Source organism: uncultured Microscilla sp., from assembly GCF_947493425.1.
Taxonomy (GTDB): Bacteria; Bacteroidota; Bacteroidia; order Cytophagales; family Microscillaceae; genus Microscilla.
Map to the genome: position 1 here is coordinate 65,053 of NZ_CANLRP010000011.1, position 25,785 is coordinate 90,837.

Annotated in this window: 24 protein-coding genes; 11 read left to right on the forward strand and 13 right to left on the reverse strand. The window is 38.6% G+C overall.

The annotated features are described in order from the left end of the window. Positions 1 to 203 precede the first annotated feature (203 nt). From Q0954_RS05370 to Q0954_RS05380, 3 genes are all read left to right on the forward strand, one after another. Positions 204 to 1,016, forward strand: coding sequence for a SpoIIE family protein phosphatase (locus Q0954_RS05370; protein ID WP_299454638.1), 813 nt, complete (start codon positions 204 to 206; stop codon positions 1,014 to 1,016). 464 nt (positions 1,017 to 1,480) lie between these two features. Beyond that, positions 1,481 to 1,945: a hypothetical protein gene (locus Q0954_RS05375; RefSeq protein WP_299454640.1), complete on the forward strand. Its 465-nt coding sequence runs from the start codon at positions 1,481 to 1,483 to the stop codon at positions 1,943 to 1,945. Between the two features lie 253 nt (positions 1,946 to 2,198). Further along, complete coding sequence (locus tag Q0954_RS05380) at positions 2,199 to 3,401, forward strand: site-specific integrase (RefSeq protein ID WP_299454643.1); 1,203 nt, start codon at positions 2,199 to 2,201, stop codon at positions 3,399 to 3,401. Between the two features lie 168 nt (positions 3,402 to 3,569). Here the strand turns inward: Q0954_RS05380 and Q0954_RS05385 are convergent, their stop codons facing one another. The 6 genes from Q0954_RS05385 to egtB form a co-directional block, all read right to left on the reverse strand. Beyond that, positions 3,570 to 4,595: a metallophosphoesterase gene (locus tag Q0954_RS05385; RefSeq protein ID WP_299454646.1), complete on the reverse strand. Its 1,026-nt coding sequence runs from the start codon at positions 4,593 to 4,595 to the stop codon at positions 3,570 to 3,572. 25 nt (positions 4,596 to 4,620) lie between these two features. After that, positions 4,621 to 5,232, reverse strand: a complete 612-nt coding sequence (locus Q0954_RS05390; protein WP_299454649.1) for a macro domain-containing protein — start codon at positions 5,230 to 5,232, stop codon at positions 4,621 to 4,623. 183 nt (positions 5,233 to 5,415) lie between these two features. Next, a complete protein-coding gene (locus Q0954_RS05395; protein WP_299454651.1) occupies positions 5,416 to 6,630 on the reverse strand; it encodes a tetratricopeptide repeat protein in 1,215 nt (404 codons plus the stop codon). 295 nt (positions 6,631 to 6,925) lie between these two features. Next, positions 6,926 to 7,207 (reverse strand): DUF427 domain-containing protein, encoded by a 282-nt coding sequence (locus Q0954_RS05400; RefSeq protein WP_299454654.1) that lies wholly within the window; start codon positions 7,205 to 7,207, stop codon positions 6,926 to 6,928. Positions 7,208 to 7,292: 85 nt separating this feature from the next. Next, complete coding sequence (egtD, locus tag Q0954_RS05405; RefSeq protein WP_299454657.1) at positions 7,293 to 8,264, reverse strand: L-histidine N(alpha)-methyltransferase; 972 nt, start codon at positions 8,262 to 8,264, stop codon at positions 7,293 to 7,295. A 373-nt stretch (positions 8,265 to 8,637) separates the two neighbouring features. Continuing rightward, positions 8,638 to 9,891, reverse strand: coding sequence for an ergothioneine biosynthesis protein EgtB (gene egtB, locus Q0954_RS05410; protein ID WP_299454658.1), 1,254 nt, complete (start codon positions 9,889 to 9,891; stop codon positions 8,638 to 8,640). A gap of 507 nt (positions 9,892 to 10,398) precedes the next feature. Between egtB and Q0954_RS05415 the strand changes: the two genes are divergently transcribed. Further along, positions 10,399 to 10,845: a hypothetical protein gene (locus Q0954_RS05415; protein ID WP_002698934.1), complete on the forward strand. Its 447-nt coding sequence runs from the start codon at positions 10,399 to 10,401 to the stop codon at positions 10,843 to 10,845. Between the two features lie 413 nt (positions 10,846 to 11,258). On the opposite strand, the gene Q0954_RS05420 is transcribed toward Q0954_RS05415, so the two are convergent. From Q0954_RS05420 to Q0954_RS05430, 3 genes are all read right to left on the reverse strand, one after another. Continuing rightward, positions 11,259 to 11,693: a hypothetical protein gene (locus Q0954_RS05420; RefSeq protein ID WP_299454666.1), complete on the reverse strand. Its 435-nt coding sequence runs from the start codon at positions 11,691 to 11,693 to the stop codon at positions 11,259 to 11,261. A gap of 926 nt (positions 11,694 to 12,619) precedes the next feature. Next, complete coding sequence (gene ytxJ / locus Q0954_RS05425; RefSeq protein WP_299454670.1) at positions 12,620 to 13,015, reverse strand: bacillithiol system redox-active protein YtxJ; 396 nt, start codon at positions 13,013 to 13,015, stop codon at positions 12,620 to 12,622. A gap of 178 nt (positions 13,016 to 13,193) precedes the next feature. Next, positions 13,194 to 14,306: an Ldh family oxidoreductase gene (locus Q0954_RS05430; protein WP_299454673.1), complete on the reverse strand. Its 1,113-nt coding sequence runs from the start codon at positions 14,304 to 14,306 to the stop codon at positions 13,194 to 13,196. 264 nt (positions 14,307 to 14,570) lie between these two features. Between Q0954_RS05430 and Q0954_RS05435 the strand changes: the two genes are divergently transcribed. After that, complete coding sequence (locus tag Q0954_RS05435) at positions 14,571 to 14,807, forward strand: hypothetical protein (RefSeq protein ID WP_299454675.1); 237 nt, start codon at positions 14,571 to 14,573, stop codon at positions 14,805 to 14,807. 101 nt (positions 14,808 to 14,908) lie between these two features. Here Q0954_RS05435 and Q0954_RS05440 read toward each other — a convergent pair whose 3' ends face one another. Beyond that, positions 14,909 to 16,045: an RNA-guided endonuclease TnpB family protein gene (locus Q0954_RS05440; RefSeq protein ID WP_299454677.1), complete on the reverse strand. Its 1,137-nt coding sequence runs from the start codon at positions 16,043 to 16,045 to the stop codon at positions 14,909 to 14,911. Positions 16,046 to 16,102: 57 nt separating this feature from the next. On the opposite strand from Q0954_RS05440, the gene tnpA reads away from it, so the two are divergent. After that, positions 16,103 to 16,501: an IS200/IS605 family transposase gene (tnpA, locus tag Q0954_RS05445; protein ID WP_299454679.1), complete on the forward strand. Its 399-nt coding sequence runs from the start codon at positions 16,103 to 16,105 to the stop codon at positions 16,499 to 16,501. A 218-nt stretch (positions 16,502 to 16,719) separates the two neighbouring features. On the opposite strand, the gene Q0954_RS05450 is transcribed toward tnpA, so the two are convergent. After that, positions 16,720 to 18,633, reverse strand: a complete 1,914-nt coding sequence (locus Q0954_RS05450) for an acyl CoA:acetate/3-ketoacid CoA transferase (RefSeq protein ID WP_299454683.1) — start codon at positions 18,631 to 18,633, stop codon at positions 16,720 to 16,722. Positions 18,634 to 18,822: 189 nt separating this feature from the next. Here Q0954_RS05450 and Q0954_RS05455 point away from each other — a divergent pair, with 189 nt between their 5' ends. The 4 genes from Q0954_RS05455 (at position 18,823) to Q0954_RS05470 (ending at position 22,304) form a co-directional block, all read left to right on the forward strand. Beyond that, positions 18,823 to 19,314 carry a hypothetical protein gene (locus Q0954_RS05455; RefSeq protein ID WP_299454685.1) on the forward strand — a complete coding sequence of 164 codons (492 nt, stop codon included), beginning with the start codon at positions 18,823 to 18,825 and terminating at the stop codon, positions 19,312 to 19,314. 501 nt (positions 19,315 to 19,815) lie between these two features. Then, on the forward strand, positions 19,816 to 20,304 hold the full coding sequence (locus Q0954_RS05460) for an NADAR family protein (RefSeq protein ID WP_299454687.1): 489 nt from the start codon (positions 19,816 to 19,818) through the stop codon (positions 20,302 to 20,304). 16 nt (positions 20,305 to 20,320) lie between these two features. Beyond that, positions 20,321 to 21,166, forward strand: a complete 846-nt coding sequence (locus tag Q0954_RS05465; protein WP_299454690.1) for a DUF4846 domain-containing protein — start codon at positions 20,321 to 20,323, stop codon at positions 21,164 to 21,166. A gap of 1 nt (position 21,167) precedes the next feature. Then, positions 21,168 to 22,304, forward strand: coding sequence for a hypothetical protein (locus Q0954_RS05470; RefSeq protein WP_299454693.1), 1,137 nt, complete (start codon positions 21,168 to 21,170; stop codon positions 22,302 to 22,304). A gap of 98 nt (positions 22,305 to 22,402) precedes the next feature. Here Q0954_RS05470 and Q0954_RS05475 read toward each other — a convergent pair whose 3' ends face one another. After that, on the reverse strand, positions 22,403 to 23,284 hold the full coding sequence (locus Q0954_RS05475; protein ID WP_299454695.1) for a hypothetical protein: 882 nt from the start codon (positions 23,282 to 23,284) through the stop codon (positions 22,403 to 22,405). Positions 23,285 to 23,442: 158 nt separating this feature from the next. Between Q0954_RS05475 and Q0954_RS05480 the strand changes: the two genes are divergently transcribed. After that, on the forward strand, positions 23,443 to 25,170 hold the full coding sequence (locus tag Q0954_RS05480) for a DNA polymerase III subunit gamma/tau (protein ID WP_299454697.1): 1,728 nt from the start codon (positions 23,443 to 23,445) through the stop codon (positions 25,168 to 25,170). 14 nt (positions 25,171 to 25,184) lie between these two features. Here the strand turns inward: Q0954_RS05480 and Q0954_RS05485 are convergent, their stop codons facing one another. Continuing rightward, positions 25,185 to 25,661, reverse strand: a complete 477-nt coding sequence (locus Q0954_RS05485) for a hypothetical protein (RefSeq protein ID WP_299454699.1) — start codon at positions 25,659 to 25,661, stop codon at positions 25,185 to 25,187. Positions 25,662 to 25,785 lie beyond the last annotated feature (124 nt).

The window sequence follows — 25,785 nt, forward strand, 5'->3', positions numbered from 1 at the left end:
ACATGAGTTATGTTCTAGTCAAAGAAAATCAAAGTTGTCCAATAGGAAATAGGAGGAGAGGATTTATAGGGTTAATTCTAAAAAAAACATTCCTTGGTTTTGGGCTGGTTTTTGGGTTTGAAGTGGAGTCATTTTTGTGCACCACAGCTTACACAATACAGCCATCCCCAATCGGTTTTTAGGTAATAAACCAAACAGCACAAATGGAAAATACACATATAACTAAAAACACCCAAACCCAAAAAGACATACTCAAAATTAACCAATATGAGGGGTGGGCAAAACGGGCACAGGAGGTAGTATTTAAAATGCATCGTGAAAATTTACAAGAAATGTTGCCAGCATCTTTTATTTTTGAATTACCCAGACTCAATGCTTCCGGAGATTTTTATTATGTACAGGTATTGCCCAAAAACAGAATTTTGATCATTGTAGGAGACGCCCCTGGTTATGGTATTATGGGAGCATTTTTGCATTTGGTGGTTGATCGTTTGGTAACTGAATGCTTGCATCAGGATGAAATACACGCACCAAACGAAATTTTGAAACAGCTCAATACTAAACTCAACAACGATTTGAACGCTATAGTACCACTGGAAGAAAAAGCACAGATCAAGATGTCAGTATGTGTTATAGATGAAATGGAGCGCACCCTTACTTTTGCTGGCGCCAAACAACGCATAGCTTATGTGCAAAAAGGAGAGATTAAAGAAACCAGGGGGAGCATGTATGCGGTAGGTACCCAAATGTTTGCCGAAAAAGAAGCTCCCGAACAAACTATAGACCTAGAGTTAGGTACTACCCATGTCTATTTATTTACAGATGGCTTTCAAGATCAGTTTGGCGGAAGCGAAGGAAAGCGTTTTATGCGCAAACAATTGCGAGATTTGTTTTTACAAGTACATCAAGAACACATTCCTACTCAAAAACAACAAATAAAAGAGGCGTTTAACCACTGGAAAGGCAACGAAAATCAAGTAGACGATGTATTAGTATTGGGATTTAAGCTTGATTAGCATTGATTAAATAAGTTCCCAAAGCAAGGGTGACTTAGGAATACCTGTTGGTGGGTTATTTTACACTGATTTTTTGCAGTGATTAGTACAATTTTTGTTATTTAATACACCTTATTGTCATTTTTTTGAAATACATTCTTAAGAGTTATAAAAAAATAGCCCAAATGATAGTGATTTAGCTTTGTTTAAAGCGTTCGTTTGTGGTACATTTTCCGCTCATTTAAGCCCTCAAGCAGCTAACAAGTGCCTTATCCTCTAAGTAAATGTATTATTATTTTGGATGAGTTTTGGTGGTTGATGCATTTTAAAAATCACGCATTGTTCGCTTTTTGAAGATTGCCAAAGAATAAAATTTATCAAAACCACAGAACGAAGTCTAAGCTCAATGAAGTTAATCTCTACTTTACTTAGAAGCTAGAGTACTGTACTGGATTTTAAATTATCTTTAATACATTTTTGGTTAGATGAAAATTTCTATAAAACTTGGGCTCACCTTATTGGTGGTGTCAGGTATTTTTAACATCAGTGCTTACTTGTATACTGTCTCTCCCGATAAAAGCAAGGCACTTGTACGCAAATGGAAATATGTAATGATAAAAGTGCCTTCTGTACGTGAAATGCTGGAGCATGTCTCTTACGAAGAGCGCGAAAAAATCATTAACCAATACGCTAAAGCCCTGAAAGGTGCTTACCTTAAATTTAACGCTGATAATACCTTTGAGATTAGAAAAACCCCTAAAGCGACTCCAACTAAAGGTACCTGGCGTTTTGATAAAGATGATAATAATAAGCTATATATGAAACAAGCCCACGAAACCAAAGAACAGGCAACTTATATACAAAAGCTCAACCGGAAACAATTGGTTATAACCAATGGAAAAAACAGCGAAGCAGAGCTTGTACAAATATATTTAGAGCCTTTCGAGTAATTTTGTAGAAAAAAACTGGACAAACCTCAAAAGATACTTTCTTTTGGGGTTTGTTAACTTAAGCCCTGTGCTTATGGCAACCAATAAGAGTCGTTGAACACAAGTGCGGCCAAAGGTATAGTTATTAATATTTAATATGTACCAAGACAAAATTAAATACACCTAATATGCAAGTATAACTATCATATTATGAGAGAGTTATACTTGCTTGTAGCTTATAGCTAATTGCTTGCTGCTACTTAATCAGTTACTTATGAGCAAAATTGAAAAACATCAACCCTCTGGCGAATTATCACCTGCTGTTCAAGGGGAGCAACCAAATGCCATTGTATATCAAAAGTCAGAACTCATAAAGCTGTATGTGGGATCATTCAAGAAATTTGGCAATTCGCAAAAAAATTACCGTACTTACGCTTTGCAATACATAGACTATTTGTTGGAGCAAGCACTTACCATTAGTGAGGCAAGTTTTGATAATTTTATAGCCCATCGTGGAGCCAGCGCATCCTATGTGTCCTATTTGCGTAAGTTTCTCAAATATTGTAAAGCGCAAAATATCAGTTTAGTGCGCCCCGATAGCCCCAAAATTGCACCTGCTGCCAATGAGCTTATTCTTGCGTTTATAGCCAACAACCATTGGATAAACGACCGCAGCAAAAATACTTACATCAATGGCTTGAATCAGTACTTTGGTTTTTTGGGCGACAACAACTGGCAAATGATTGATGCGCGCAATGTAGCAGCTTTTCGCGATTACCTCAAAGACAATAAAGAGTTGAGCGCTTTTACCATCAACAATTACCTTTCAGCAATTAAAGAACTGGTGAAGTTTTGCCTGAAAAACTACCAAATGGCCGATGGGCAAGTAAAAGCCCTCAACGAGGTAAAAGAAGTGAAAACGCTGAAAACCAACACCAAAAAGTATTATAAAAATGCCTTGCCCCCTGATGTGCTTAAACGCCTTATTGCCGGTGAAGACACCCGTTGGGCAGCTTATTGGGGCATTATGGGGTATTGTGGCTTGCGGGTAAAAGAGTTGCAGGCGCTTAAGTGGGCTGATGTAGATTTTGATCTGGACACGCTCAAGGTATTGGGCAAAGGACAAAATACTAAAGAAGAGGTAAAGCTATTTAGTAAAGCCAAGGCATTGCTGAAGGGCTTTTTGGGTGAAGTCAAAGAAACAGTACAAGGTAGCTTGCCCAAAAACTTTGAAATATGCCCCTATAGTTACCCTACTTTGTACAATCATTTTAAAGCGAGTCTCAAAGCTATAGGAGTTGATGAAACCAAGTATAGTTTGCACTCATTGCGGCATACCTGTGGGCAACAAATGCTCGAAAGTGGCAACCCCCTTGAGTTTGTACAACGTCAGTTGCGACACGCCAGCGCTGACACTACTGCAGTATATGTCAATAAAAAACTGGATGAAATGTTCTTGAAAAATGTGCAAGAGTAGCAATAGCCTAAACAATGATAATGTTTGCTTAAAAAGCATAGCAAACATTCTAGAAAAGCCACCAACAAATAAAAAGAGTGATGACTACGGCAATGAGTGCCCATATATCTTTGTGTAGTTTTTTCATAGCAACAAATATACACATTAGCTCATTGCTTTGGTAGCGACTTATTGCCTTTGAGGCAAATGATTTAGTTCAAGTTGTTGGGCAAGTTGTATGACCTTATTAGGCGTATCTAATGCTTTGCTCACATCGTTTAAGGACAAATTGCCTGCCCTGGCTTTAAAAATAAAAGTACGGTAAGGTAACTTGCTTGCTTCTTGGTTAAAATTTGCCCCATGCTTTTGCTGCATATCACTGGTTGCTTGTTCCAGGTGGCTTTTCAACAACGGCAGCAGTTGTTTTACTTGCTCAACCCATCTCTGAATGTTTTTGATAAACGTTACCACTTCTATTTCTTGTTTGTAAGCAAGCTTGTCTAGCTGTTTTTGTATTTGGGCAAAAGTCATGCTTTCCCATTTTTTGGCTTGTAACACGGGTATTTGCCAGGCGTTTTGGGCTACCTTCCAATAATCTTTGGCAGCTTTTACCTGATGTATTTTAAAGCCAGGCAACTCTATAGCAGTGAGCTTACCCCCATGGCAAGCCCCCGTATCAATGCCATAAGTATGTTTATATACTCTTGGGGTATCGCCCACTACATGGTGCCCATAAATGATAGGTTTATGCCCTTGATAATAGTCAACCCAATGGGTGCCTTCTGGGTATTTTTTCTCTAAATGTCGTGAACCCGACGTGGTACCAGCCAGCACATCTTCTTTTTGAGCTTCGAGGTTTTTATCGTGTTCAAAAAAGGCATGCACAATAATGGCGTCTTTGGTTTCGTGGTAATACTTCAATGAACCCAACCACTCTCTAAACTGAGCGTACTCCTCGCCAAACTGTACTTTTACTATTTCCTGCGAATAGCTCAAAATGCCATTCAAATGTTTACGCTCATGGTTACCCATCAACACCAACGCATTAGGGCGGTTTTTGAAGTAATGATATACTTCCAGAGATTTTAGCCCCCGATCTACTATATCTCCCAATGATACTACCAAGTCTTGATCTGTTACCTGCATTTGGTCAAGCAACACCATCAGCTCATCATAACAACCATGAATGTCTCCTATTACATAAGTCTTTGGCATGTTTTCTATTTTAAAAGCTGTTTGGTTATTCAAAAAAATCGCCCCCAAAGCCTACATCCCTTTGACGCTGAGTAGCATAGTTCCAATTAATTTTTTTTGGAGGATTATAAAAATTATGGTAAGCCAGTGCCATTTGCCGGGCAGCCTCATTGGGGGCTAATCCGCCAGTAGCTGTACCCAGCCCAGGGCAAGCCACTGTATTGATCTTGTCTTTGCCCGATGATTCATTGTGTTGGGTTATTGCCAGCAACATAGCAAACATTGCTTTGTATACATTGTCGGTACGGGTGATTCTGAGCGGCACCCGCATAGTAGGAGTATGTGCCAGGTAAGGGTGTTTGTAATGATGGGTTTTGATAATGAAAGAAGTACCCACGGGTTGTTCGCCTCTATAGCCTTTAACGATGCGTTCTTGTACCCTATACTGTAAATCTGCCCCAAAAAAGTTGGTAATGGCAAGGTCTACCCCTCCATCCATCAAGCCAAACGAGTTGGCAGCACTCACCATGCAATCAAATTCAGGCAATTGTTCAAAAAAACCTTGTACTACGTCTACTTTAGGGTAGTCGTCTTTAAATGCGGCTCTAAAAGCATTGCATAAATCCTCTTTAGGATCTACCAAAATTAATTTTTCCATTTGTTTAACTTTTACGATTGAATAGTCAAATAACTTCTTTAATATACTCATTTATTAAAGCATTTGCAGGCGCATAGTGCATAAAAAAAGCACCGCAAAAGCGGTGCTTTAATTTTTTATTAATCAGTAAAATCCGCATTGCTCAATGCTGCGCAACACTTTATTCACACTATCCAATGTTCATTAATTCCTTTTTTTGCCTTGTACTTGTCCTGCCTTCATCCAATCAGCTTCTGCCCCTTCCAAGTCACCCAGTTTTTGTTTTACGTTGCCTCTCATAAAGTACCCTTTGCGACTTTTGGGAGCCAGTTTAATTGCCTGATCAAAATCAGCCAAAGCCCCTTTATAGTCACCCAGTTTAAACTTGATGTTGCCCCGTGTCAGGTAAGCCTTTTCATCTTTGGGTTTTAGTTGAATAATTTTGTCAAAGTCGGTCAATGCCGCTTTAAAATCTTGCGCCTGTAACCTCAATCCACCTCGGCTATAGTAACCCAGAGAGTTGTTTGGGTCAAGTTCAATTGCCTTGCTAAAGTCAGCAATCGCCCCTTTATCATCCCTTAAGTTTTGTTTGGCATACCCCCTGCCATTATATACAAGTACATCATCTCCCTGTAGCTCAATGGCTTTGTTAAAGTCGGCAACTGCCCCCTTATAGTCTTCTGTAGCATTGCGGCACATGCCTCGGTGGTAATATACCTCTTTAAACTTGGCCCCCATTTTTATTACTTTGTCAAAGTCAGCAATGGCTTCTTTATACTTGTAAATTTTTTTATAAGTGAGCCCTCGGTTATACAAGGCATTGTCGTTGCCAGGAGCCTTATTAATTACCGCAGTGTAGTCGGCAATGGCTCCTTTGTGGTTGCCCAGCATATCGCGGGCATTACCTCGGTTGTTGTGTAGTCTAATGGGTAAGTTACCTTTGGTAGGGCGCATTGCCAAGCCTTGGTCAAAGTCTTTAACAGCTTGTTTATATTGCTTGAGTTGATAATGAGAAATGCCTCGGTTGAAAAACAACATAGGATGGCGACGTACCTTCAGTGCTCGTGAAAACGATTGAATAGCCCCTTTATATTCTTTTTGGATCATTTGTACGGTACCCAGGTTGTTCAGCGTACGAGCATCACGTGGATTGAGCTGTAGTATGGCATTGAAATCGTTGGTTGCCCCTTTATAGTCTTTTAGCCCCATTTTGGCTATTCCACGTGCCCCCATAGCCGACACATCTACCTTGTTTACCTCTAGTGCTTTGTTAAAATACTCAATGGCTTTTTGGTATTCTTTAGCGCGCAGTTTACGTTTACCTGCTACAAAAAACTCTTTGGCTCTGGGGTCTTGCCCAAAGGCATACACTGTAAAATAGAGGCAAATCCAGAGGAGTGAAATTTTCTTGATCATCATTAATTTTTATTTTTTTAACACCTTTATTATTCTAAATGAGGAATGCCTGAAAATAAGTTACTTTTGGTAGGATTACAAAGTTATCCTGGGGCATTCCTGACAAAATTCTATTCAATTTATTTAACTGCACTACCTTTCTTTTATTGTAACCATTGATGCTTACAACATTATAGGGTAGTTAAACAGGTGTACGCCATTTGTTACAATTGGTTGGACATAAAAAAAGAGCCAGGTCTTGCTATAAAAGAAAAACCTGACTCTTTCTTGAGTAGTATTTGTGGCAACCAATACTTGTTTAATCAGTAATTTCTACCCCTTTCCAAAACGACACATGGTCTTTGATGCCCTCAGCGGCATCTTTTGGTGTAGGGTAATACCAGGCTGCATCTACATTTTTCTCTCCATTTACTTCTAATGTATAATAAGATGCTTCACCTTTCCAAAAACAATGCGTTTTGTGGTCGCTGTTCTGGTAAAATTCACTTTTAATCGAGTTCTTAGGAAAGTAGTGATTTCCCTCAATTACTACTGTATCATTACTTTCGGCGATAACTTCGCCATTCCAAATTGCTTTCATTGTAGTGCGTGATTTATGTTTTTTGAGATATAAAATGTCCAACTCTATAACATTCGAAACGTTATGTAAGTTCTCAAGAATTGTATTATTTCACGGTCCACACAGAGTCTACAAAGTTTTTGTTTTTGTCAAAAAAGTTAGACTTCACCTCAAACCCTGCTTGTTTTGCCAAGTGTGCTATATTACTTAAGCTATACTTTTGAGATATTTCCATGTCTATAGCTTCCCAAGCTTCGAATTTGAATGTTTTGCCAAGCCTTTCAAGTGTCACCTCCTGATTTTTGGTACTTACTAAGTAGCTTTTAGTTGCTCCTGTCAAGGGGTTGTAAGTAGGGCTGTGTATAAACTGATTGGTGTCAAAATTACCATCAAATTCTGTATTAATTCTATCAAGCAAATTCAAGTTAAAATTACGGGTAATGCCTTCCTTATCATTGTAAGCATTCAAAATAATTTGAGGGTCTTTCTTAAGGTCAAAACCAATGAGTAATAAGTCATCAGGGCGTAAGTGTTTGCGCATTTGACGCAAAAACTCAATGGCTTCATCTTGCAAAAAATTGCCAATATTAGACCCTAAAAATAAGATAACTTTTCGTTCTGTTCGCTGTTGTTCATTTAAAATGTTTAATGCTTCAAAATACTCATTAGCCAATGGTTCAACCTCCAGACCAGGAAAATTTATTTCGAGGTCGTTTACCAATATACTGAGTACATTCTCTGAAATATCGATGGGTAAGTAACGGAAACAAGCTTTTTGTTGTAAAAAATGCTCAAGCAGTACTTTGGTTTTCATTCCATCGCCTGCCCCAAACTCTATTAAGTGAAAGGCTTGTTGGCGATTGCTAAAAATTGAGAGCAAAGCTTGCTTATGTGTATTAAAAATCTCGTGTTCGCTCTTGGTAAGGTAATAGGAAGGCATATCCATAATTTGCTGAAAAATAGCATCTCCTTTTTCGTCATAAAAATACTTGGATGACAAAAACTTAGGAGTAGAAGATAACCCCTCTATTACATCAGTAGCAAATGTGTCGTTTAAAACTTCGGCTGTTGTTTCCAAAATATAAGTTAGAGTTGTAAGTACTTGCACGAGCTGTCGAACGTGCTGCCAACAAGTTGTCGTATATTGCTTGTAATAGGTTTATAAAAAACTCTGCGTGGCAGCATGTAGTAGTTTGAAACAGGTTCGTCAAACACTTCAATTAAAAGAAATATAAAAAGTTAGAATATACTCAAATTGAAAAAAAAGAAAAGTAGTAAGCAATGAATGCTTAGGAATTGTTCAAAAATAAATTTACACTCTGAGGGGTGATTTTTCGCCTTGATACTTCGTTATTTTTATTGCCCGTAGCGCTGCTATGGGCGCAAAAAATAGCCTCGTCTCAAAACAAAACCTCTACCTCAAGAATGGTAATTTAATTTCTCACCGTTCCTTAGAGGCTTTCGGCAAGCCTTATACCTGTAAATTGCCAGCGTTTGTCTGCCTGAAAAAAATTGCGGTATGAGCTTCTTATCTGATCTTTTGGGGTGGCACATGAGCCTCCTCTAAGTACCATTTGGTTAACCATAAACTTTCCATTATACTCACCCAGTCCACCTTCGGCTTTTTGGTAATAAGGGTAAGGCAAATAAGCACTATTGGTCCATTCCCAAACTTCACCAAACATTTGGTACTCATTGTTGGTGCGGCTCAGCGGTACAAAGTGTCCACCTTCAAGCAAATTGGCATTTTCGGGTACTTTAGGTACATATTGATTACAGGCCACCTCCCATTCAAACTCAGTAGGGAGGCGTTTACCTTTCCATTTTGCAAAAGCATCGGCTTCATAAAAGCTTACATGGGTAACAGGTGCGTGAGGGTCTACTTTGTTAAAACCATGCAGCGTATAGTTAAACCACTCACCGTTTTGCTCAAACCAGTAATAAGGTGCTTTGATTCCATTTTTATTTACCCAATCCCAACCATCGGCAAGCCAATGTTCAAAGTTTTCATATCCTCCAGAGGCAATAAATTCCAGGTATTCTTCATTAGTAATCAACCTGTCCATTACCTGGTAGGCGTGCAAAAATACTTGGTGTTTTCCGGTTTCATTGTCATAATGAAACCCTTCTCCTTCGTAGCCAATGCTATATAAGCCTTCTTTTACTGGCAAGTAGCTTTCTGTTTTGGCAAAGGGAGTAGAGTGATGTGTGCCGTTGGGTTGGTATACCGGAAACAGCGGGTTGCCACCTAATATATACTTTAGGTCAGTAACCAATAGCTCCTGGTGTTGTTTTTCGTGTTGAATACCTACATCAATTACATAAAACAAATCTTGAGGTACTTCAGTATATTTGACAAAAAACTGCTCCATGTGCTCATCTACATGTTGGCGGTATGCCTTGATCTCATCAATGGTAGGGCGAGTCATATTGCCTCGGTTGGTTCTAAGCACCCGCTCGCCCTGGCTTTCATAATAACTATTGAAAAAATAGTTGAAATCAGCATTAAATAGTTGATAGTCAGGTTCATTTGCCAATATAAAGTTTTCAAAAAACCAAGTAGTATGTCCCAAGTGCCATTTAGGGGGACTCACATCCTCTATGGGCTGCACTACATAGTCTTCAGGGCTTAAGGGGGCACATAAGTCAAGCGTAGTTTGGCGTGTTGTGTGGTATTGTTTGCCAAGCGTTGAGGTTTTTTTCATGATTGTTTAAAACTGCTTTAGTTCATTTTGCTGTACTCCTAAATTTGGTGTTTTTTTACACTAAAAGCAAAATTTAATACAATTGTTTAGACAACTCTGTCTAATTAAAAAAAGTTCTTTCATTGAATAAAAGCCATCAAAACGGTCAAATTATTACAGGTAACTCCTCACTCAATAACTTAAACCATTTTTGATTGTTTAGAGACTGAATGATGGGCAAAATCAAAAATGAAGGTGAAAATCGGCAAAAAAGGTCTAAAAATGTCGATATTATCAATAGAGAGGGTAGCCCACATAAAAAAACAGTTATTCTGTTCGTTTAAAAATTATATCTAACTATTTTTGTTAGGAGTCATTAAAAAGTAGACCATACTGATTTGATAAAATACTTTTTGGGAGAAATAACTTATCAAAGCTTGGCTTGAGCCAAGCAACTATTTTTAAAGGAGGTATTAAGCTATTTTGTGATGATTACTCAGAGTTGAAAACAAAAGATGTATTGCCATTATGATGGAGAGAACCAACGCCATTCAACAACCTACCGAAGTGTTGTTGCATGAAATAGATTTAGAAAACACTGTGCGTGAACTACTAGACGATACTCAAATATATTTTGATTATAATATTGTCAATATAGGGAGCAAAACTGAGGTGCCACAAATCAAGCTCGACTTGATTACAATTAACAAAGAGCACAATCATAAGTTTTTGTTTCATTCGTGTACCGGAAGCAATAAAATAAATATTCTGGAAGCAATGATTGACTACATTAACGAATATAAGAAACGTCAGGAAACTTATGCTATAGAATGGATGAATGTAAAGCTGACCGAAGAAATGCAGACTTCTTGGTTTAGAGGAAATGATATTTTTGATATTTTGAATAAATTCTTTTACAACAAAGAAAAAAGTCAATTCAAGATATTTAAAATAAAGTTGATGCCTAGTGCTTAGGAATGGTACTAAAATAAATACGCATTCTTAACCTCATCTTTTGAGGCTATACTTTATTAAAAAATAGCCGAATGGCGATGCTATTAGCCGACCATCCCTCAAGCTCGCTCAATATCCACCGGATATTGCCGTGCCACGTATAGCAACAAAATATTTTAGCGTTACTATAGAACTTTATTTTTGCATCGTTCCTTAGTTATTGCAAAAATCACTCTACAACAAAAAATGCCCTTGAACCTTAAGATTCAAGGGCATTTTTTGTTGTATAAAGTCTTACCTTTTTTTCACTCTACTCAATTCATTTTTCAACAGGATACTTTCATTTCGGTGAATATAGGTTTTTTCAGTATCCAAAGACAGACTTACATCAGCCTATGCAAAAAATAGTGGGGTAGAGTAACAGTGCCTGTCTGTTACCTCATTCGAATTTTAGATTTAACGCTTTTTATCTTAAGCGTAATGACTTGGCAACTAGTCATACAGTTAGAAGGTACCTCTGTAGGGATACCATAGCTTTTCAGTATTTGATTCAGTGAGTGAGTATACTGTTCCTGAAAGGCTTTTTCCCTTGGGTTGGTTTTGTGGTGTTCTACATATTCACATTGCAATTCATACTTTTGGAAACCCATTGGGTGTTGTACAATCAGTGAAACACTAGGGCGCGATTTCCACCCCGAAATGCCTTGTTGCAGGTATTTATTACATACAAACAAAGATATTAAGCCTGTTGTAGGGTGAAACTTAAGCGCATTGGCTTTACTGGCAGAACCAATACTGGCTTTTCCCTTAATCTCGATATATACATCCATTGGATTTTCCAGGATGTTTTGTAGTTGGTTAGTGAGCATAATTTTACGTATAGTGGTTTTATTGTTGTGAAGATAAGCTAAAAAAGTATTAATGTAATAAAATTACAATAAAAAGATTTTTATAACTACTTATACTCTTTAACTAGTATAGATTGATCATGTTTTAATTTCCTATAAAAAAACAGTTAATCACACTAATTTATTGCCTATATACACTGTATGGTTAGCTTTTAAATTTTTATGAAAGTGTGGTTATTTGTAAAGGGAGGTTGACGATGAGTTTTTAGAGGAAAATAATTCTGGATATTATTATATTTTTTTATGTTATTTTCCTTGTAAGATTGTGGTTTTTTAGAGTAATACATTGATAATCAGTCTTTTTTATTGCACATAAATTTAAGTCATTACCTTAGGTAAATGACCATTGCCAACTAAGACTTATTTGCAGGGGTAAAAGTGGTTTATGCCGAGTTAATCAAGGTTTTAGAGATTTAAAAAAATATTTCTAAAATGTGATTATTGGCAATAAAATGTTTTTAAACTTGATTAAATAGTGAATTTAGGTTGAAAACTTACATGTATTACCCTGATGCTTTTATATAAATTATAATCTGTTAGCAGTGTGTGTTAGGAGTATTTGGCTATTTTAATAAGTTTGCCCAATACTGTGAAAATCAGTTTTTTGAAGTATTTATAGAATTTTACCTCCATATTTTTCATTGCCTGATTTTCTGTAATTAATGACACAAAAGTACAAACAAAATATTTTGATTACTATCACTAAATTACATAAACATTACATGGGGGGAGAAATATTGTATTTTATGAAGCCAGATGTTACCTATGTGATAATAGGGTAATAGTACTTTGGGTATGCCTGGGGTTATCTTATAGTTACACATTATGCATAGGTTTATGGCACAAAGCAATGTTTTCAGTAAGTCAGTACTTTGTGCCGATGAAGATTATTCACTCAAAGTAGAGAGTTGCTCTTTAAGCCAACTTACACCAATGGCATAATGAGATGTATTGGCTGTAGGTTGACCTTTGTGTAGTACTATTACTTGGGGTGATTGATGAAGAATGTCAAACTCTTCAGCTATTTTGTTAGAGATGTCCCGGAAATTAATCAAATCTAAGTAATAAAAAGACAAATCTTTGACCTGAAAGCTCCACTCTTCTTCAAGCTGGTATTTTACCATAGCACTTAGGCCACAGCTTACACTATGTTTAAATAATACTACTGGAATATTATAAGATTCTTTTACCAATTCTGGTAATTGTTCGAGCCTGATAAGCTTTTTCCAGTGAGGGGCTGACTTCCCGTTAGATTGTTGCGAAAAGTGATTAGATATACTCATATTGCAACTATATTTAGTGTGTCGAAATGTTATAGGTTAAACTTCAATTTAAAACTTAATGTAGATACTATTACGACATTCACCCACTTTTTTGTTCTGTTTTGCCACATTATAAGCCTCTAATCACCTTTAGACAATCGATAGTTGTAATTTTTTAAGTTTTTTTTAATTCACTTTATTACATACTGGTAGCCTGTGCTTTATTGTTTTCCAGCCACTCCAAGTCAAACTGTTGCGCCAATTTCTCGAGACTTTCAACTACAGCAGGTAATACAGGGATACCTGTAATGAGGCGTTCTATGTGGGCGTTACGCTCTGGCTCACCAGGAATCAACACTTCTTTGCCATCAACTGCTTTGGCTTCTTTGAAAGTACTTATCCAATGATCCATACTTTGCTTAAAATCCTGGGCAGGCCTGAACGCATCTATACGCATGGCTCCTACAAAGTGTCCAGTACCTTCGCCTACTGGCGGAGTACGCTCGCTGGTGTTGCCCGCAGTAGCAAATGGTGGCACCCAAGGACCGTAGTTAGCCCCAGGAAGTACCCCTGATAAAATATCTACAATAGCTCCCAGAGCATACCCTTTGTGGCTACTGTGTACCCGATCGCTGCCTAAAGGCAACAAAGCACCTCCAATTTTAGGTTCGTGTGGGTTGTGGCTTGGTTGTCCCTGTTCGTTTTGTACCAATCCCAAGGGTGCTTCTTTCCCTTGGCGTTGTAATATTTGCATTTTGCCATAAGCTACAGCACTGGTGGCAAGATCGGCAACAAAAGGAGGGTATTTTTCAGTAGGTACAGCTACTGCTATAGGGTTGGTACCCAGCAGCTTATCTAACGAAAAGGTAGGGGTTACCAAACTACTGGCATTAGTCATTGTCATGCCTACCATGTCATAGCTTAAAGGCATCATGGCGTGGTATCCAGCAATGCCAAAGTGTCCTGAATTTTTAATGGCTACCCAACCTGTGCCTACCTTTTGGGCCTTTTCTATGGCGATTTGCATAGCCGTAGGAGCTACTACCAAGCCTAGCCCTGCGTCTCCGTCTATTACCGCTGTGCTGGGGGTTTCGTGTACTATTTTGATATTGGGTGTAGGGTTGAGCCTTTTTATTTCCCATTGTTTTACATAACCCGCAAGGCGAGCCATCCCGTGTGAGTCTATCCCGCGTAAGTCGGCACTAATCAAAACATCCGCGGCTTGCTCGGCATGTTCATCTGAACACCCTATTTTTTGGAATACCTGACGGGCAAAGTTGTAAAGTTGGGTATATTTATAGTATGTGGGCATGGGTGTCAAATTTTATAGGTGAGAAAATAAACTGCCAAAGCTAAAAGATTACCCTTGAATAAGTATAATCCAGCCTGAAGTAATTGTTAAATTATAAAAAAAATCAAACTTGACCTAAGTTTTTACCCTTTTATAGCATAAAAGTTGCCTCTTAAAATACTTAAAACCTATGGTAGAAGCCTCATGTGGCGGTTTTGGCATAGTTTTTTCAAATTTTCAATACACTATCAACAATATTGTAATACTACCAAAATGATTGCATCAATGAATGGGTCTAATAATTCAACACTCGCCCAAAAGTATCCTGCAGTAGCTTCCTGGATCAAGGAAGATACCATTGAGATCACCCACGAATTTAGAAGAGACATAGTAGCACGTGCATCCGACGAAGAAGGAGTTATTTGGGAAGGAGACGGGTTCGGGACGTTAGATGAAGCTATGCAGGCGTTAGAAGCTGGTATTCAGAAATGGATCAAAGATAATTTTAAACCCAACCGTTAGTAGCTACTATTGTCGGTGGTTGGTTGTTTTCCCCTTTTTTGACTACTCCCCAAGCTAAAGCAAAGGGGATTCTCACCCAACGCATAACCCAATGGTTCACGTTAACGGATAGAGGCAAAAGCCCTTGCCTCAATATTTTTTGCAGCATTGATGTCTGCGTTTAGTTTTGTGCCACAAGATGTACACACAAATTTAGCTTGTGTTTTCCTGCTTTCTTTGTCTTTGTGCCCACATTCAGAGCATACCTGGGAAGTATACTTTGGGTTTACCTTGACAAAAGTTCGTCCGTGCCATTTCGATTTGTACTCCAACTTATCCAAAAACATAGAAGGCGCAGCATCCAGAATGGAGCGATTAAGACCTGATTTGGCTTTGACGTTCTTTCCAGGTGCTTCGGTGGTTCCTTTGGCACTACCAGTCATATTGCGAACTTTGAGGTTTTCAACCGCAATAGAGCCGTATTTGAGAATTAAGCCTGTGCTAACTTTGTGTTGAAAATCGTTGCGAATACGGGCAATTTTAGCCTGAAGTTTGGCAAGTTTTCGGGCTTGCTTCTTGAAGTTGCTCCCGCCTTTCTTTTTGCGGGAAAGGCTTCGTTGTTCAAGCCTGAGCTTTTTTTGGTAGTGCTGAAAAAGGCGTGGATTGGCAATGTGTTCGCCACCTGAAGTGGTTAGAAAATGTTCTATTCCCCAATCCAGCCCCACAGTTTGGTTATTGCCAGGAAGTGGTTGGGGTGTCGTTGAGAACATAATGGAAATATAGAAGCCATCCGTTTCCTTGATGATAATTGCTCGCTTAAGTTTGGCTTTTTTGGGGATTTCTCGTGAGTAGAAGGTTTTGACCTCACCCAGCTTTGGAAGAACAAAACGACCAGCCCCACATTTGTCACGGGTGACTGACTTTAGAGTGATGGAGTTGTACTTTCCTTTCTTTGCCCATTTAGGAAAACCACCACCTTTGAAAAAAGATTGGTAGGCTTTTTCAAGCCTTTGAAGCACATCCTGAAGACTTTGTGATGGAACATCTTTGATCCATTCAACATCCTTGAGTGTCTTGAGCTCCTTATCCAAATCAAAGCGAGACAAGTTAACCCCGTAGGCTTTGTAGGCGTATTGTTTTGTCTCCAAAGCAAGGTTGTACACAAACCGACATGCACCCACCCAACTACTCAATGTTTGAGTTTGGGTAGCCGACAAATTTCGGAGCTTGTATTTGTATGTCTTAACTACTTGGAACATACTGCAATATACGGAAAATATGTTATTTATATGACAATTAAATACTATATTTAAGTTATGGAAAAACGCTGGAAAAGCTCTAAAACTAGTGTCTACAACCTTGGCTATCATATCATTTGGTGTCCAAAATACCGCAGGAAAGTCCTAACTCAGGAAATACAAACAAGGCTCAAAGAGCTTTTGCTTTCAAAGGCTAAAGATTTGGGCATTGAAATAGAAACAATGGAGATTATGACAGACCATGTGCATCTTTTCATCAAAGCGAAGCCTGTAGATGCTCCTCATTTCATTATTGGGCAACTTAAGGGCTACACTAGTCGCCATTTGAGGCAAGAATTTCCCCAACTAAAAAGTAGACTTCCAACACTTTGGACAAGGTCATACTATATTGAATCAGTAGGGCATATTTCAGAAAAAAACATCAAAAAATATATTGAAAACCAAAAAATGGTTTGACACCAAATCTGCCCCTTTCACGGGCAATTATTTTTCATCCCACTACTAAAGACAGTGGGCTTTCAAATAATATTTATCGTAAGTTGTGGGGGCGCTTCCTTGTGCTACAAGTGTTCTCACCATTGTTTGACAAACATAATCCTATGGATATTACCGAATTGATTAATATTTAGAACCTTCCGGATAGGGTAGCCACCCGAAAGGCGTTGGTTATTCCCTTAGAGGTGCTCCCTTGCTTCATCGCTATTAGCGTACAATACGGCATTTATTTTTTGGAATTTAGTGCCTATATGACGACGGAAAAATGCATTGGTAGAGTAACGGGTAGACGAGGTAAAGTACTTATTATCATTTCGTTTTACCATCTCAAAAAATGCTCGCTCAGCTTCATCAGCAATATGAAAGTTGTCATAGTTAACCACTACTTTAAACTTTTTGCCTATTTGCTCAAACTGTTCTACCAAGGCTATTTCTATTTCTTGTACTTCATCGTGGTTATGAATCACAATGCCTTCAAGGTTGATATACATCGTATTGGTGGCTTGTTCAAACAAAATTCTATCTTCAAATGATACCTTCTCATCTTTTCTGATTTTCATTGGTTTGGGCAAAAATATGCGTTCATCCATTGTTTTAAGTTCGTTTGATACCAGAGGCTTAAAAGCCATTTTGTCTAAAATATCTTTTTGCAGGTCTATACCTGGCGCAATTTCTATCAGCTCCAACCCTTCTTCAGTCAGCTTAAACACCGCCCTTTCGGTAATGTAGTACACAATTTGCCCTCGGCTCTGGCTATATTCACCATTAAATGTAATCTGACCTACTTGGTCGACAAACTTGATTTGATGGCTGTCTTTGAGTATTTTGAGCTTACCATCTTCTACTATAATCTCCGACTTTGCCGTAAATGTTCCCATAAAATAGACCGCTTTGGCGTTTTGGCTAATATTAATAAAACCACCTGCTCCGGCTATTCTATCGCCAAACCTACTCACATTTACATGACCGGCAGCATCAACTTCAGCCATTCCTAAAAATGCTTGATTAAGCCCGCCCCCGTCATAAAAATCAAACTGAGAAGGTTGACTAATGATTGCCTGAGCGTTAGATACTGCCCCAAAGCTCAAGCCACCTGAAGGAATGCCCCCAATGGCGCCTGGCTCTACCGTAGGAATGATGTAATCGAGAATATTTTCTTCGTTTGCTACCGAAGCTACCCCCTCTGGCATGCCTATGCCCAAGTTTACTACTGAGTTAATTTTAAGAAACATGGCAGCTCTTCTGGCAATTACCTTGCGGGCATCCAGCGGCAAACGCTTGATCAATGTTTTGGGTACAGTAATATGCCCGGTATATGCTGGGTTAAACACCTCCGAAAAAGTTTGGTGATGATAAGCAGGGTCTGCTACCACTACTGAATCTACCATAATGCCCGGAATAATCACCATTTGCGGGTTGATATGGTGTTGTACAGTTACCCGTTCTACCTGTACAATAACGATTCCGCCTGAGTTTTTTACTGCCTGTGCTATAGCAAGGGATTCCAGCGTAAGTGCTTCGTGCTCCATAGAAATGTTGCCTTCTTCATCAGCGGTAGTACCCCGTAACAGGGCTATGTTGATAGGGAAAGCCTTGTAAAAGAGGTATTCTTCGCCCCTTAGCTGAATAAGTTCTACTAAATCTTCGCTGGTGGCTTGGTTTATTTTACCTCCGTCTTGTCTGGGGTCTACAAATGTATGTAGTCCCACTTTGGTTATGGTTCCAGGTTTACCGGCGGCTATATCTCTAAACAAATGAGAAATAGCCCCTTGTGGAAAATTGTAAGCCTCTATCTGGTTGTCAATGGCAAGTTTGCCCAGAGTAGGCACAAGCCCCCAGTGTCCACCAATGACCCGTTTGACCATGCCAGGATGTGAAAAGTGATTCAACCCCCTGGTTTTACCATCGCCTTGCCCGGCAGCATATAATAAAGTCAGGTTTTTTGGCGATTGGGTAGCCTTAAACCGGTTCTCGATGGCTATGGCAAGTGCTTCGGGAAATCCGATGCCTACAAACCCTCCGGTAGCTATAGTATCATCATCCATAATTACTGCGGCAGCTTCTTCGGCAGAAACAATTTTATATCTGTTCATTATTTATAAATAGTTTTGGGTTGGTATCAGGTAGACCAAGAATAATTAGACTAAAAATAATTTAAGAGAAAATCATTAAAAAGTGATGTGTTGGCTCAAATGATTTTACTATTGGTATAGTTTGTATTGCGAATGTTTGCTTTATAAAATGCAGGCTTTTAATTTTCGGAGCTTAAAAACTAATCTATTATGACAAACAAAATATATTGGGGAGTTGCGATGGTATGGCTGACCTTACTGACTCAGTGCCTTCCTAAGGATACCAGAGCCATAGAATACAACAACAAGATTGTTAGCATTCAAAAAAAAATAAATACTGGGTTAGATAGCTTTTACAAAACGCTGGAAAAGGGCGATTCGGCATCTATAGTGCCCGCGTATGATATATTGGTGAAAACAATCAATGACCAATTGATTGAGGCTAGAAAATTAAAACCTTTGGGCAAAGACAGCACTTTTAAGGCTACAGCTTTAGGGTTGTTTGATGTGTATCACCGGATCATCGAGGTAGACTTTGCTCGCATGGTGCCTTTGCTGATGCAAGCAGAAGTGTCGGAAGAAGAAAAAAACTTATTGGTGGACATGGAAAAAAAGCTGAAGAAAGACGAAAAGGCAGCTTACCAAAAGTTTAAGAAGGCACAACAGGCTTTTGCCAAAAAGCATAATTTTAAACTTGAGTAAGTAGCATCAAGTAATTAGCTATAAGCTACAAGTAAAGATAACTCTCTCATAATATGATAGTTACACTTGCATATTAGGTTAATTTTGTCCACTTACTTAGCATCAAGTAATTAGCTATAAGCGACAAGTAAAGGTAACTATCTCATAATGTAATAGTTATACTTGCATATTAGGTGTATTTAATTTTGTCTTGGTACATAATTGAATTTGTGTGTTTTTAATTTAGTGGGTGTATCAGGGGAGAGTGTTTTGTTTGAAAAAGGTGCAAACTATAGAAAATAGAGTCCTTGGACATTTGTAGCTATTGTAACCCTTGACCGATAAGCACAACTAAGCTCATAAACTCAGCTGACAAGTATTTTGGTGGACGTTTAGGTTTGTGAGATAAGTGGTTAACTTATCTAAACAAAATACTCACAAGCAATTTGCAAGTAGTTGATAGTCCCATTGAATATAAATTCCTTAGTGTTATTTCAAAATCTTTACTTTATACTGAACATAATGGAAAATCAAGAACAATTTACCTTTTTTTGGGAAACCCGCTCACCGCTTTCTCAATGGCATCCATCAGATTTTACCGTAGATGGTGTTGCTTTCAACTGTGCCGAGCAATATATGATGTGCCAAAAGGCGAAACTATTTGAGGATCAACAAATTGCCGCGCAGATTTTGCTTACAAAAAAGCCGCGTGATCAGAAGGCTTTAGGGCGAAAAGTACGCAATTTTGATTCCGCAATTTGGAATAATCATTGTAAGAAAATTGTCTATGAGGGTAACTACGCCAAATTTACCCAAAATGAGGCCTTAAAAGCATCTTTGTTGGCAACCACCGGAACCACATTGGTAGAAGCAAGCCCTTATGATAAAATATGGGGCATAGGTTTGGCTGCTGACCATCCCGATGCCCAAGATAAGAGTAAGTGGCAGGGAACCAACTGGTTGGGTGAAGTGCTTACCCAGCTAAGAAACGATTTGATAAATGAAGCATAACCAATGAATTGAGCCAGTGAAATATATTGTTGTTAGTTTATTATTGATAGTGGTGTGTGTGTTGCTGATGCAAAATTACCAAAATACTTCCAACAACGATGTAGCTGGATTTGCCCTAAAAACTACCCCTAAAAAAATCAAAGAAATAGCCTTACCTGCGGATTATCAGCGGGTAAGCACAGCTCCTGGTTCTTTTGGCAGTTATTTGAGAAACCTACCTTTAAAATCTAGTCCTACAGTGTATTTATACAATGGTAACCGCAAGCGCAACCAGCAGGCACAGTATGCTGTGCTGGATGTGGATGTAGGCAAAAAAAACCTGCAACAATGTGCAGACGCTGTAATGAGGCTTAGAGCAGAATACTTGTATAAAAACAAGCTTTATTCCCGTATCCAGTTCCACTTTACCAATGGTTCTTTGGCTTCTTATGCACAGTGGCGCAAGGGGTTTAGAGCAAAAGTAAGAGGCAATAAAGTACGTTGGGTGAAAACGCATGGTTTTGATGAATCTTATGCGACTTTTCGCCAATATCTCGAAACAGTGTTTATGTATGCAGGTAGTTATTCGCTGAATAAAGAGTTGCAAAAAGTACCCCATACAAAGGATATACAGGTAGGCGATGTTTTTATCCAAGGAGGGTTTCCAGGACATGCGGTATTGGTGGTAGATGTGGCACGACATTCGCGTACTGGAGTGTTATTGTTTATGCTGGCACAAAGTTATATGCCAGCACAGGATATACATATATTAAAGAATCCGAACAATAAACAACTAAATCCGTGGTACAGTGTAGCTCAACTAAGGGCTGAACTTGAAACCCCCGAATGGACTTTCAAAAAGAATAATTTAAAAAGGTTTTGAAATGATGAAAAAATCGTTGTTGTATGTGTTTGTAATGACATTAATGGTGGTTGCAAGCTGTGATAAAAAAAAGCAAAACAAAGAAACAGACGAAACTACCAAAGATAGTACTAAGGTAGAGAAAAAAGATGAACCAAAAGAGCCAAAAGTGTATCCAGGGTTTGACAATAGCTATGCAGGTACACTGGGTAAAGATCAGGCAATTAAAATGAACCTGAGACGTTATGACGATCAGCTTTCGGGTACCTATTGGATGGTGGCTGATGGCAAGGATGTGTTATTGAACGGTACCCTGAAGGAAGGTACTTTTGAACTGAATGAGATAGATAAAGAAGGGAACCTGGGAGCCAAAATTACTGGCAAACTAGAAGATCAAAACGCAAAAGTAACTGGGGAGTGGACAAAAGAGGGTAAAACGCAGAAATTTGAGCTTACATTGGCAAAGCGTTTGAAGCCTTCACCCTGGAAACTTGACCAAAAAGAAGTTGATGAGCACTCTAAAGTAGGCAGTTGCTATATTCATGTATCTTACCCTCAGTTTAAGGGCATGAGTGATGTAAAAATGCAAACTAAGGTGAACAATTTGATTGAAAAACACTTCCCTATTCATGAAATGGAAGCGTCATTGCTCGACTGTAAGGATAGTTTTAAAGATGATGTAAACTACGGGGTGAGTTACTTGCGTGGTAGTTTGATCAGCATTACCAAAACTCATCACCTTACAAGGGCTGGAAAACCACACCCGGGTGAATCTTGGGGGATTAACTTGAATTTTTATACAGGCAAAGTGTATGAGTTACGCGATTTTTTTAAGCCTGACATGATTGGCGAATTGAATAAGTTTTTGCAGGAAAAAGTAAACGAGAACTGTGGAGGAACGCTGACTGAAGAACAGCTGGCGCGTATTGAGCTAAAACCTACCAATAAAGAAGGCTTCTCACTGACTGATAATAGAAGTTTTAAAGGGAAAATTACCCGGGAAGGTAAAGTTATTTTTCACCTGACCGATCGTGTACCAAGCAAATTGAGAAGCTCTGGTTATGTAAAAGTATACTACCATGCACTTAAGAAATTTATTAACCCTTATGGCCCTTTGATGTCAGTATTGGATCGTTATGAGCGTCAAACGTCTAAATAGTAAAGCAACCACTGCCAACTAATAAGGTACTACATATACGACACACAATATATAATACAACATCCCTTAGAGACTTGTTCTTTAAGGGGTTTGTTGCTTTAGGGCTTAAGCACTGTCACCCTATAGCTGTCTCTAATCATTTGCACAAGTGCTTGAAGCTTTAAATCACTATAATCGTGTTCGTTGAAATAGTTGTTTTTAAGTTTTAGTTTTTGGCTTAGGCTTAATACATACTTTTTAGGTTTTTCTCTATGCTTTACCTTATAAGCTTGCTGATCTATAACTGTTGGGTCAATGATGTTGTGGTGTTTTTTAGGGTATTGGACGTTGAGTTTGGTCAAAATTATTCTTTTTGCTTTAGGCTTATTTGTTTTGGTATATAGCCTTATGTTGACCTTTAGGTCTAAGTTTACATTGTTATATAATTGAGTAGACAGATGAAGCATTTGCCAGTGGTAGCACTCGTAGCGGTTTATGTAGCTGGCAAAGTGTTTTTCGTTCTTTTGATGCCGCAAGTCTACATGAAGGGTTATGCGAGCATCAACAGCAGTTTCTTCGTGTAATACGATCATCAGAGGAACGATAATGTCTTGGAAATAATCGGCTAATAACTTGCTATGAAGTTGGGTAATGTGTGCCTGTAAAAAAAAGATGGTAAACATTATCAAAAGCGAGGATACTGCAATGAGAAGCGTGTTTTTGAAGATAAGGAAGGGTAAAAAAAAGATGATCAAACCTAGTGGTATCCCCACAATAGTTGCCCAAAAACTAAAGTTACCCTGCTTTACACTCAACGCTTGGTTATACAAAAGAATATCCTGAAACAGGTCAAGCCATTCTTTTGATGTTTTACTTCCGTGAATTTGTTTGCTTTTTACAATCTTCACCTGTTCAGGGGTGAGTTGGGCAAGTACTTGTTTGTAGTGAGGGTACTTTACCCCATGAGTACGAGGTTTTTTTATTGTAAAGAGACTGTTCATAATGTTGGATTTAGTAGGTGGTTGAATCAAGTATACGAATGCCCACACATTTTTTTTTGAAAAAACGCCCAATATTTTTAACCCAATTCACTGGGGCGTTCAAGTAAACTTGCTATTTTTGCCACCCGCTTTTTTGAGAAAATTGTTAAATTGCATTTATGGAGAATTTTGTAGTATCGGCTCGTAAATATCGCCCTGCCACATTTGATACAGTTGTTGGTCAATCACACATTACCACTACGCTCAAAAATGCAATTAAGAGCAACCAACTAGCTCAAGCCTTTTTGTTTTGTGGTCCTCGTGGGGTAGGCAAAACCACTTGTGCGCGTATCCTTGCCAAAACTATCAACTGTTTGACTCCTACCGAAGATTTTGAAGCCTGTGGTACCTGTGAGTCTTGCGTGAGTTTTCAGAACCAAGGCTCGATGAATGTATATGAGTTGGATGCTGCCTCTAGCAACAGTGTTGATGATATTCGTAATTTGGTAGATCAGGTGCGTTATCCACCCCAAAGTGGCAAACGCAAGGTATACATCATAGATGAGGTACACATGTTGTCTAACTCAGCATTCAATGCTTTTCTGAAAACTCTGGAAGAACCGCCCGAATATGTGATTTTTATTCTTGCTACTACCGAAAAGCACAAAATTATCCCTACCATTTTATCTCGTTGTCAAATCTTTGATTTTAAGCGCATCGAAGTAAAAGATATGAGCGGGCATTTGGCAAATATTGCCCAAAAAGAAGAAATTGAAGCGGAACAGGATGCGCTTGACCTAATTGCTCAAAAGGCAGATGGGGGACTGCGTGATGCTTTATCTTTGTTTGACCTGATTACCACCTTTTCGGCAGATCGAAACATTACCTACCAAAGTGTAGTAAAAAATCTGCATATACTCGACCATGATTATTATTTTAAAATAACGGATGCTTTATTGGCGCAGGACATGCCCCTGGTACTCTTGTATTTTGACGAAATTCTCAGAAAGGGTTTCGATGGTCATATTTTTATTGCAGGTTTGGGCGCGCATTTACGTAATGTCATGATGTGCAAAGATCCTGCAACCGTAAAACTGCTTGAGGTCTCTGAGAAGGTAAAACAACGTTTTGCTGAACAAGCCCAAAATGCCTCGGCATCGTTTTTATTATCGGCCTTGAACCTTGCCAATGACTGTGATTTGCACTATAAAAGCAGCAAAAATCCCAGGTTTTTTGTAGAATTGGTGTTGATGAAAATGGCCAACCTAAACAGAGTGATTGATTGGGCGCAGAACCCCGTAGAGATTGCAGGACAGCCCCCTGCTGATCCTGAAAAAAAAAAGCCTGAAACCAACGTAACCGAGCAAAACAACAGCCATCAACAGCAGCAAGCCCCACCTCCGGCAAAAATGTCGCTAGAGTATACCAAAAAGGAGAACCCAAAAACTCCTATAATACCCAATAAGCCTGATGCCACCCTAAAAGTAGACACAAGTAATGGGAGTGTACAAGCATCTGACAATACACCTTTTACTAAGAAAGAGTTGCTGCTTGCACTCAATGATTTTAAGGGTATTTTAAGAAACTTTCCGCAAGATAGGGAGAAGGCTAGAAAAGCCGCTGAATATTTGTCGGCAGGCGATATTTCTATAGAAAATGGGCACGAAATCACCCTAACTTTTAGTGACGAAGCCCAGGAGAAAGTGGTAGCAGCGTATTTGGAGAAGGTGCAAAAAAACCTGCGTAATAAACTGAATAACCAAGCTTTGACCCTTAGTTCTAAGTATGTATATGTAGAGAAAAAGAAAAAGATATATACTCCTTACGACAAATTTCAGTATTTGAAAGAAAAACACACCAAATTGAACGACTTAAGTGCACGCTTTGGGCTAGAAGTAGATCTCTAAACAAGTTCCTTATATTATACCTTGTCGGCTTGCTCAAAGCGGTCATTGCCATTTACTTGAAACTCAACCCCAACACTGTCTTTATGTTTATAGTCAAAAAATGCCACTACATGATGCTCTGTAATGATTGCGAGTTGCTTGTTGCGACAATAACGCCTCAAAAAACGCCAGCCTATGTTTGTTGTGTGTAGTAGTTCCACAAATTCGTGAAAATTGTCAAGTTGGTCTAACCAATGCTTTTGTTGTTGGTATTCCAGAAAAAAGAAGTGGTTATGAGGGGTAACCGTGAAGTGACTTACCTCGTGAAAAACAAAGCATATTTCAAGTGCCCCACCAAAAGCATAAAAATAAAACATATCGGTATATTGAGAGTCTGTATACAATTTTTTACCCAATATTTTCTTGTCAAATTTTTGGTAAACCAAGTCTTCATTGTCTCCTATTTCTAAACCTTTGAACTTGCCTGTTTTTAAAAAATCATAAATATTCATTGATTGAGTTTTTGGTTAAATCTGTCGAGTTTAATAACTAAATTGCCTAAGTAAAGCGGAAAAAATAAGATGTGCCAATAAAACAAAATATTTGTTGAGTGGGCGAGTCAAAAAACCTTTGCAT

Coding starts and splice junctions, on each gene's coding strand:
- Q0954_RS05370 (WP_299454638.1), top strand. CDS start 204: ATGGAAAATACACATATAACTAAAAACACCCAAACCCAAAAAGACATA.
- Q0954_RS05375 (WP_299454640.1), top strand. CDS start 1,481: ATGAAAATTTCTATAAAACTTGGGCTCACCTTATTGGTGGTGTCAGGT.
- Q0954_RS05380 (WP_299454643.1), top strand. CDS start 2,199: ATGAGCAAAATTGAAAAACATCAACCCTCTGGCGAATTATCACCTGCT.
- Q0954_RS05385 (WP_299454646.1), bottom strand. CDS start 4,595: ATGCCAAAGACTTATGTAATAGGAGACATTCATGGTTGTTATGATGAG.
- Q0954_RS05390 (WP_299454649.1), bottom strand. CDS start 5,232: ATGGAAAAATTAATTTTGGTAGATCCTAAAGAGGATTTATGCAATGCT.
- Q0954_RS05395 (WP_299454651.1), bottom strand. CDS start 6,630: ATGATGATCAAGAAAATTTCACTCCTCTGGATTTGCCTCTATTTTACA.
- Q0954_RS05400 (WP_299454654.1), bottom strand. CDS start 7,207: ATGAAAGCAATTTGGAATGGCGAAGTTATCGCCGAAAGTAATGATACA.
- egtB (WP_299454658.1), bottom strand. CDS start 9,891: ATGAAAAAAACCTCAACGCTTGGCAAACAATACCACACAACACGCCAA.
- Q0954_RS05415 (WP_002698934.1), top strand. CDS start 10,399: ATGATGGAGAGAACCAACGCCATTCAACAACCTACCGAAGTGTTGTTG.
- Q0954_RS05420 (WP_299454666.1), bottom strand. CDS start 11,693: ATGCTCACTAACCAACTACAAAACATCCTGGAAAATCCAATGGATGTA.
- ytxJ (WP_299454670.1), bottom strand. CDS start 13,015: ATGAGTATATCTAATCACTTTTCGCAACAATCTAACGGGAAGTCAGCC.
- Q0954_RS05430 (WP_299454673.1), bottom strand. CDS start 14,306: ATGCCCACATACTATAAATATACCCAACTTTACAACTTTGCCCGTCAG.
- Q0954_RS05435 (WP_299454675.1), top strand. CDS start 14,571: ATGAATGGGTCTAATAATTCAACACTCGCCCAAAAGTATCCTGCAGTA.
- Q0954_RS05440 (WP_299454677.1), bottom strand. CDS start 16,045: ATGTTCCAAGTAGTTAAGACATACAAATACAAGCTCCGAAATTTGTCG.
- tnpA (WP_299454679.1), top strand. CDS start 16,103: ATGGAAAAACGCTGGAAAAGCTCTAAAACTAGTGTCTACAACCTTGGC.
- Q0954_RS05450 (WP_299454683.1), bottom strand. CDS start 18,633: ATGAACAGATATAAAATTGTTTCTGCCGAAGAAGCTGCCGCAGTAATT.
- Q0954_RS05455 (WP_299454685.1), top strand. CDS start 18,823: ATGACAAACAAAATATATTGGGGAGTTGCGATGGTATGGCTGACCTTA.
- Q0954_RS05460 (WP_299454687.1), top strand. CDS start 19,816: ATGGAAAATCAAGAACAATTTACCTTTTTTTGGGAAACCCGCTCACCG.
- Q0954_RS05470 (WP_299454693.1), top strand. CDS start 21,168: ATGATGAAAAAATCGTTGTTGTATGTGTTTGTAATGACATTAATGGTG.
- Q0954_RS05475 (WP_299454695.1), bottom strand. CDS start 23,284: ATGAACAGTCTCTTTACAATAAAAAAACCTCGTACTCATGGGGTAAAG.
- Q0954_RS05480 (WP_299454697.1), top strand. CDS start 23,443: ATGGAGAATTTTGTAGTATCGGCTCGTAAATATCGCCCTGCCACATTT.
- Q0954_RS05485 (WP_299454699.1), bottom strand. CDS start 25,661: ATGAATATTTATGATTTTTTAAAAACAGGCAAGTTCAAAGGTTTAGAA.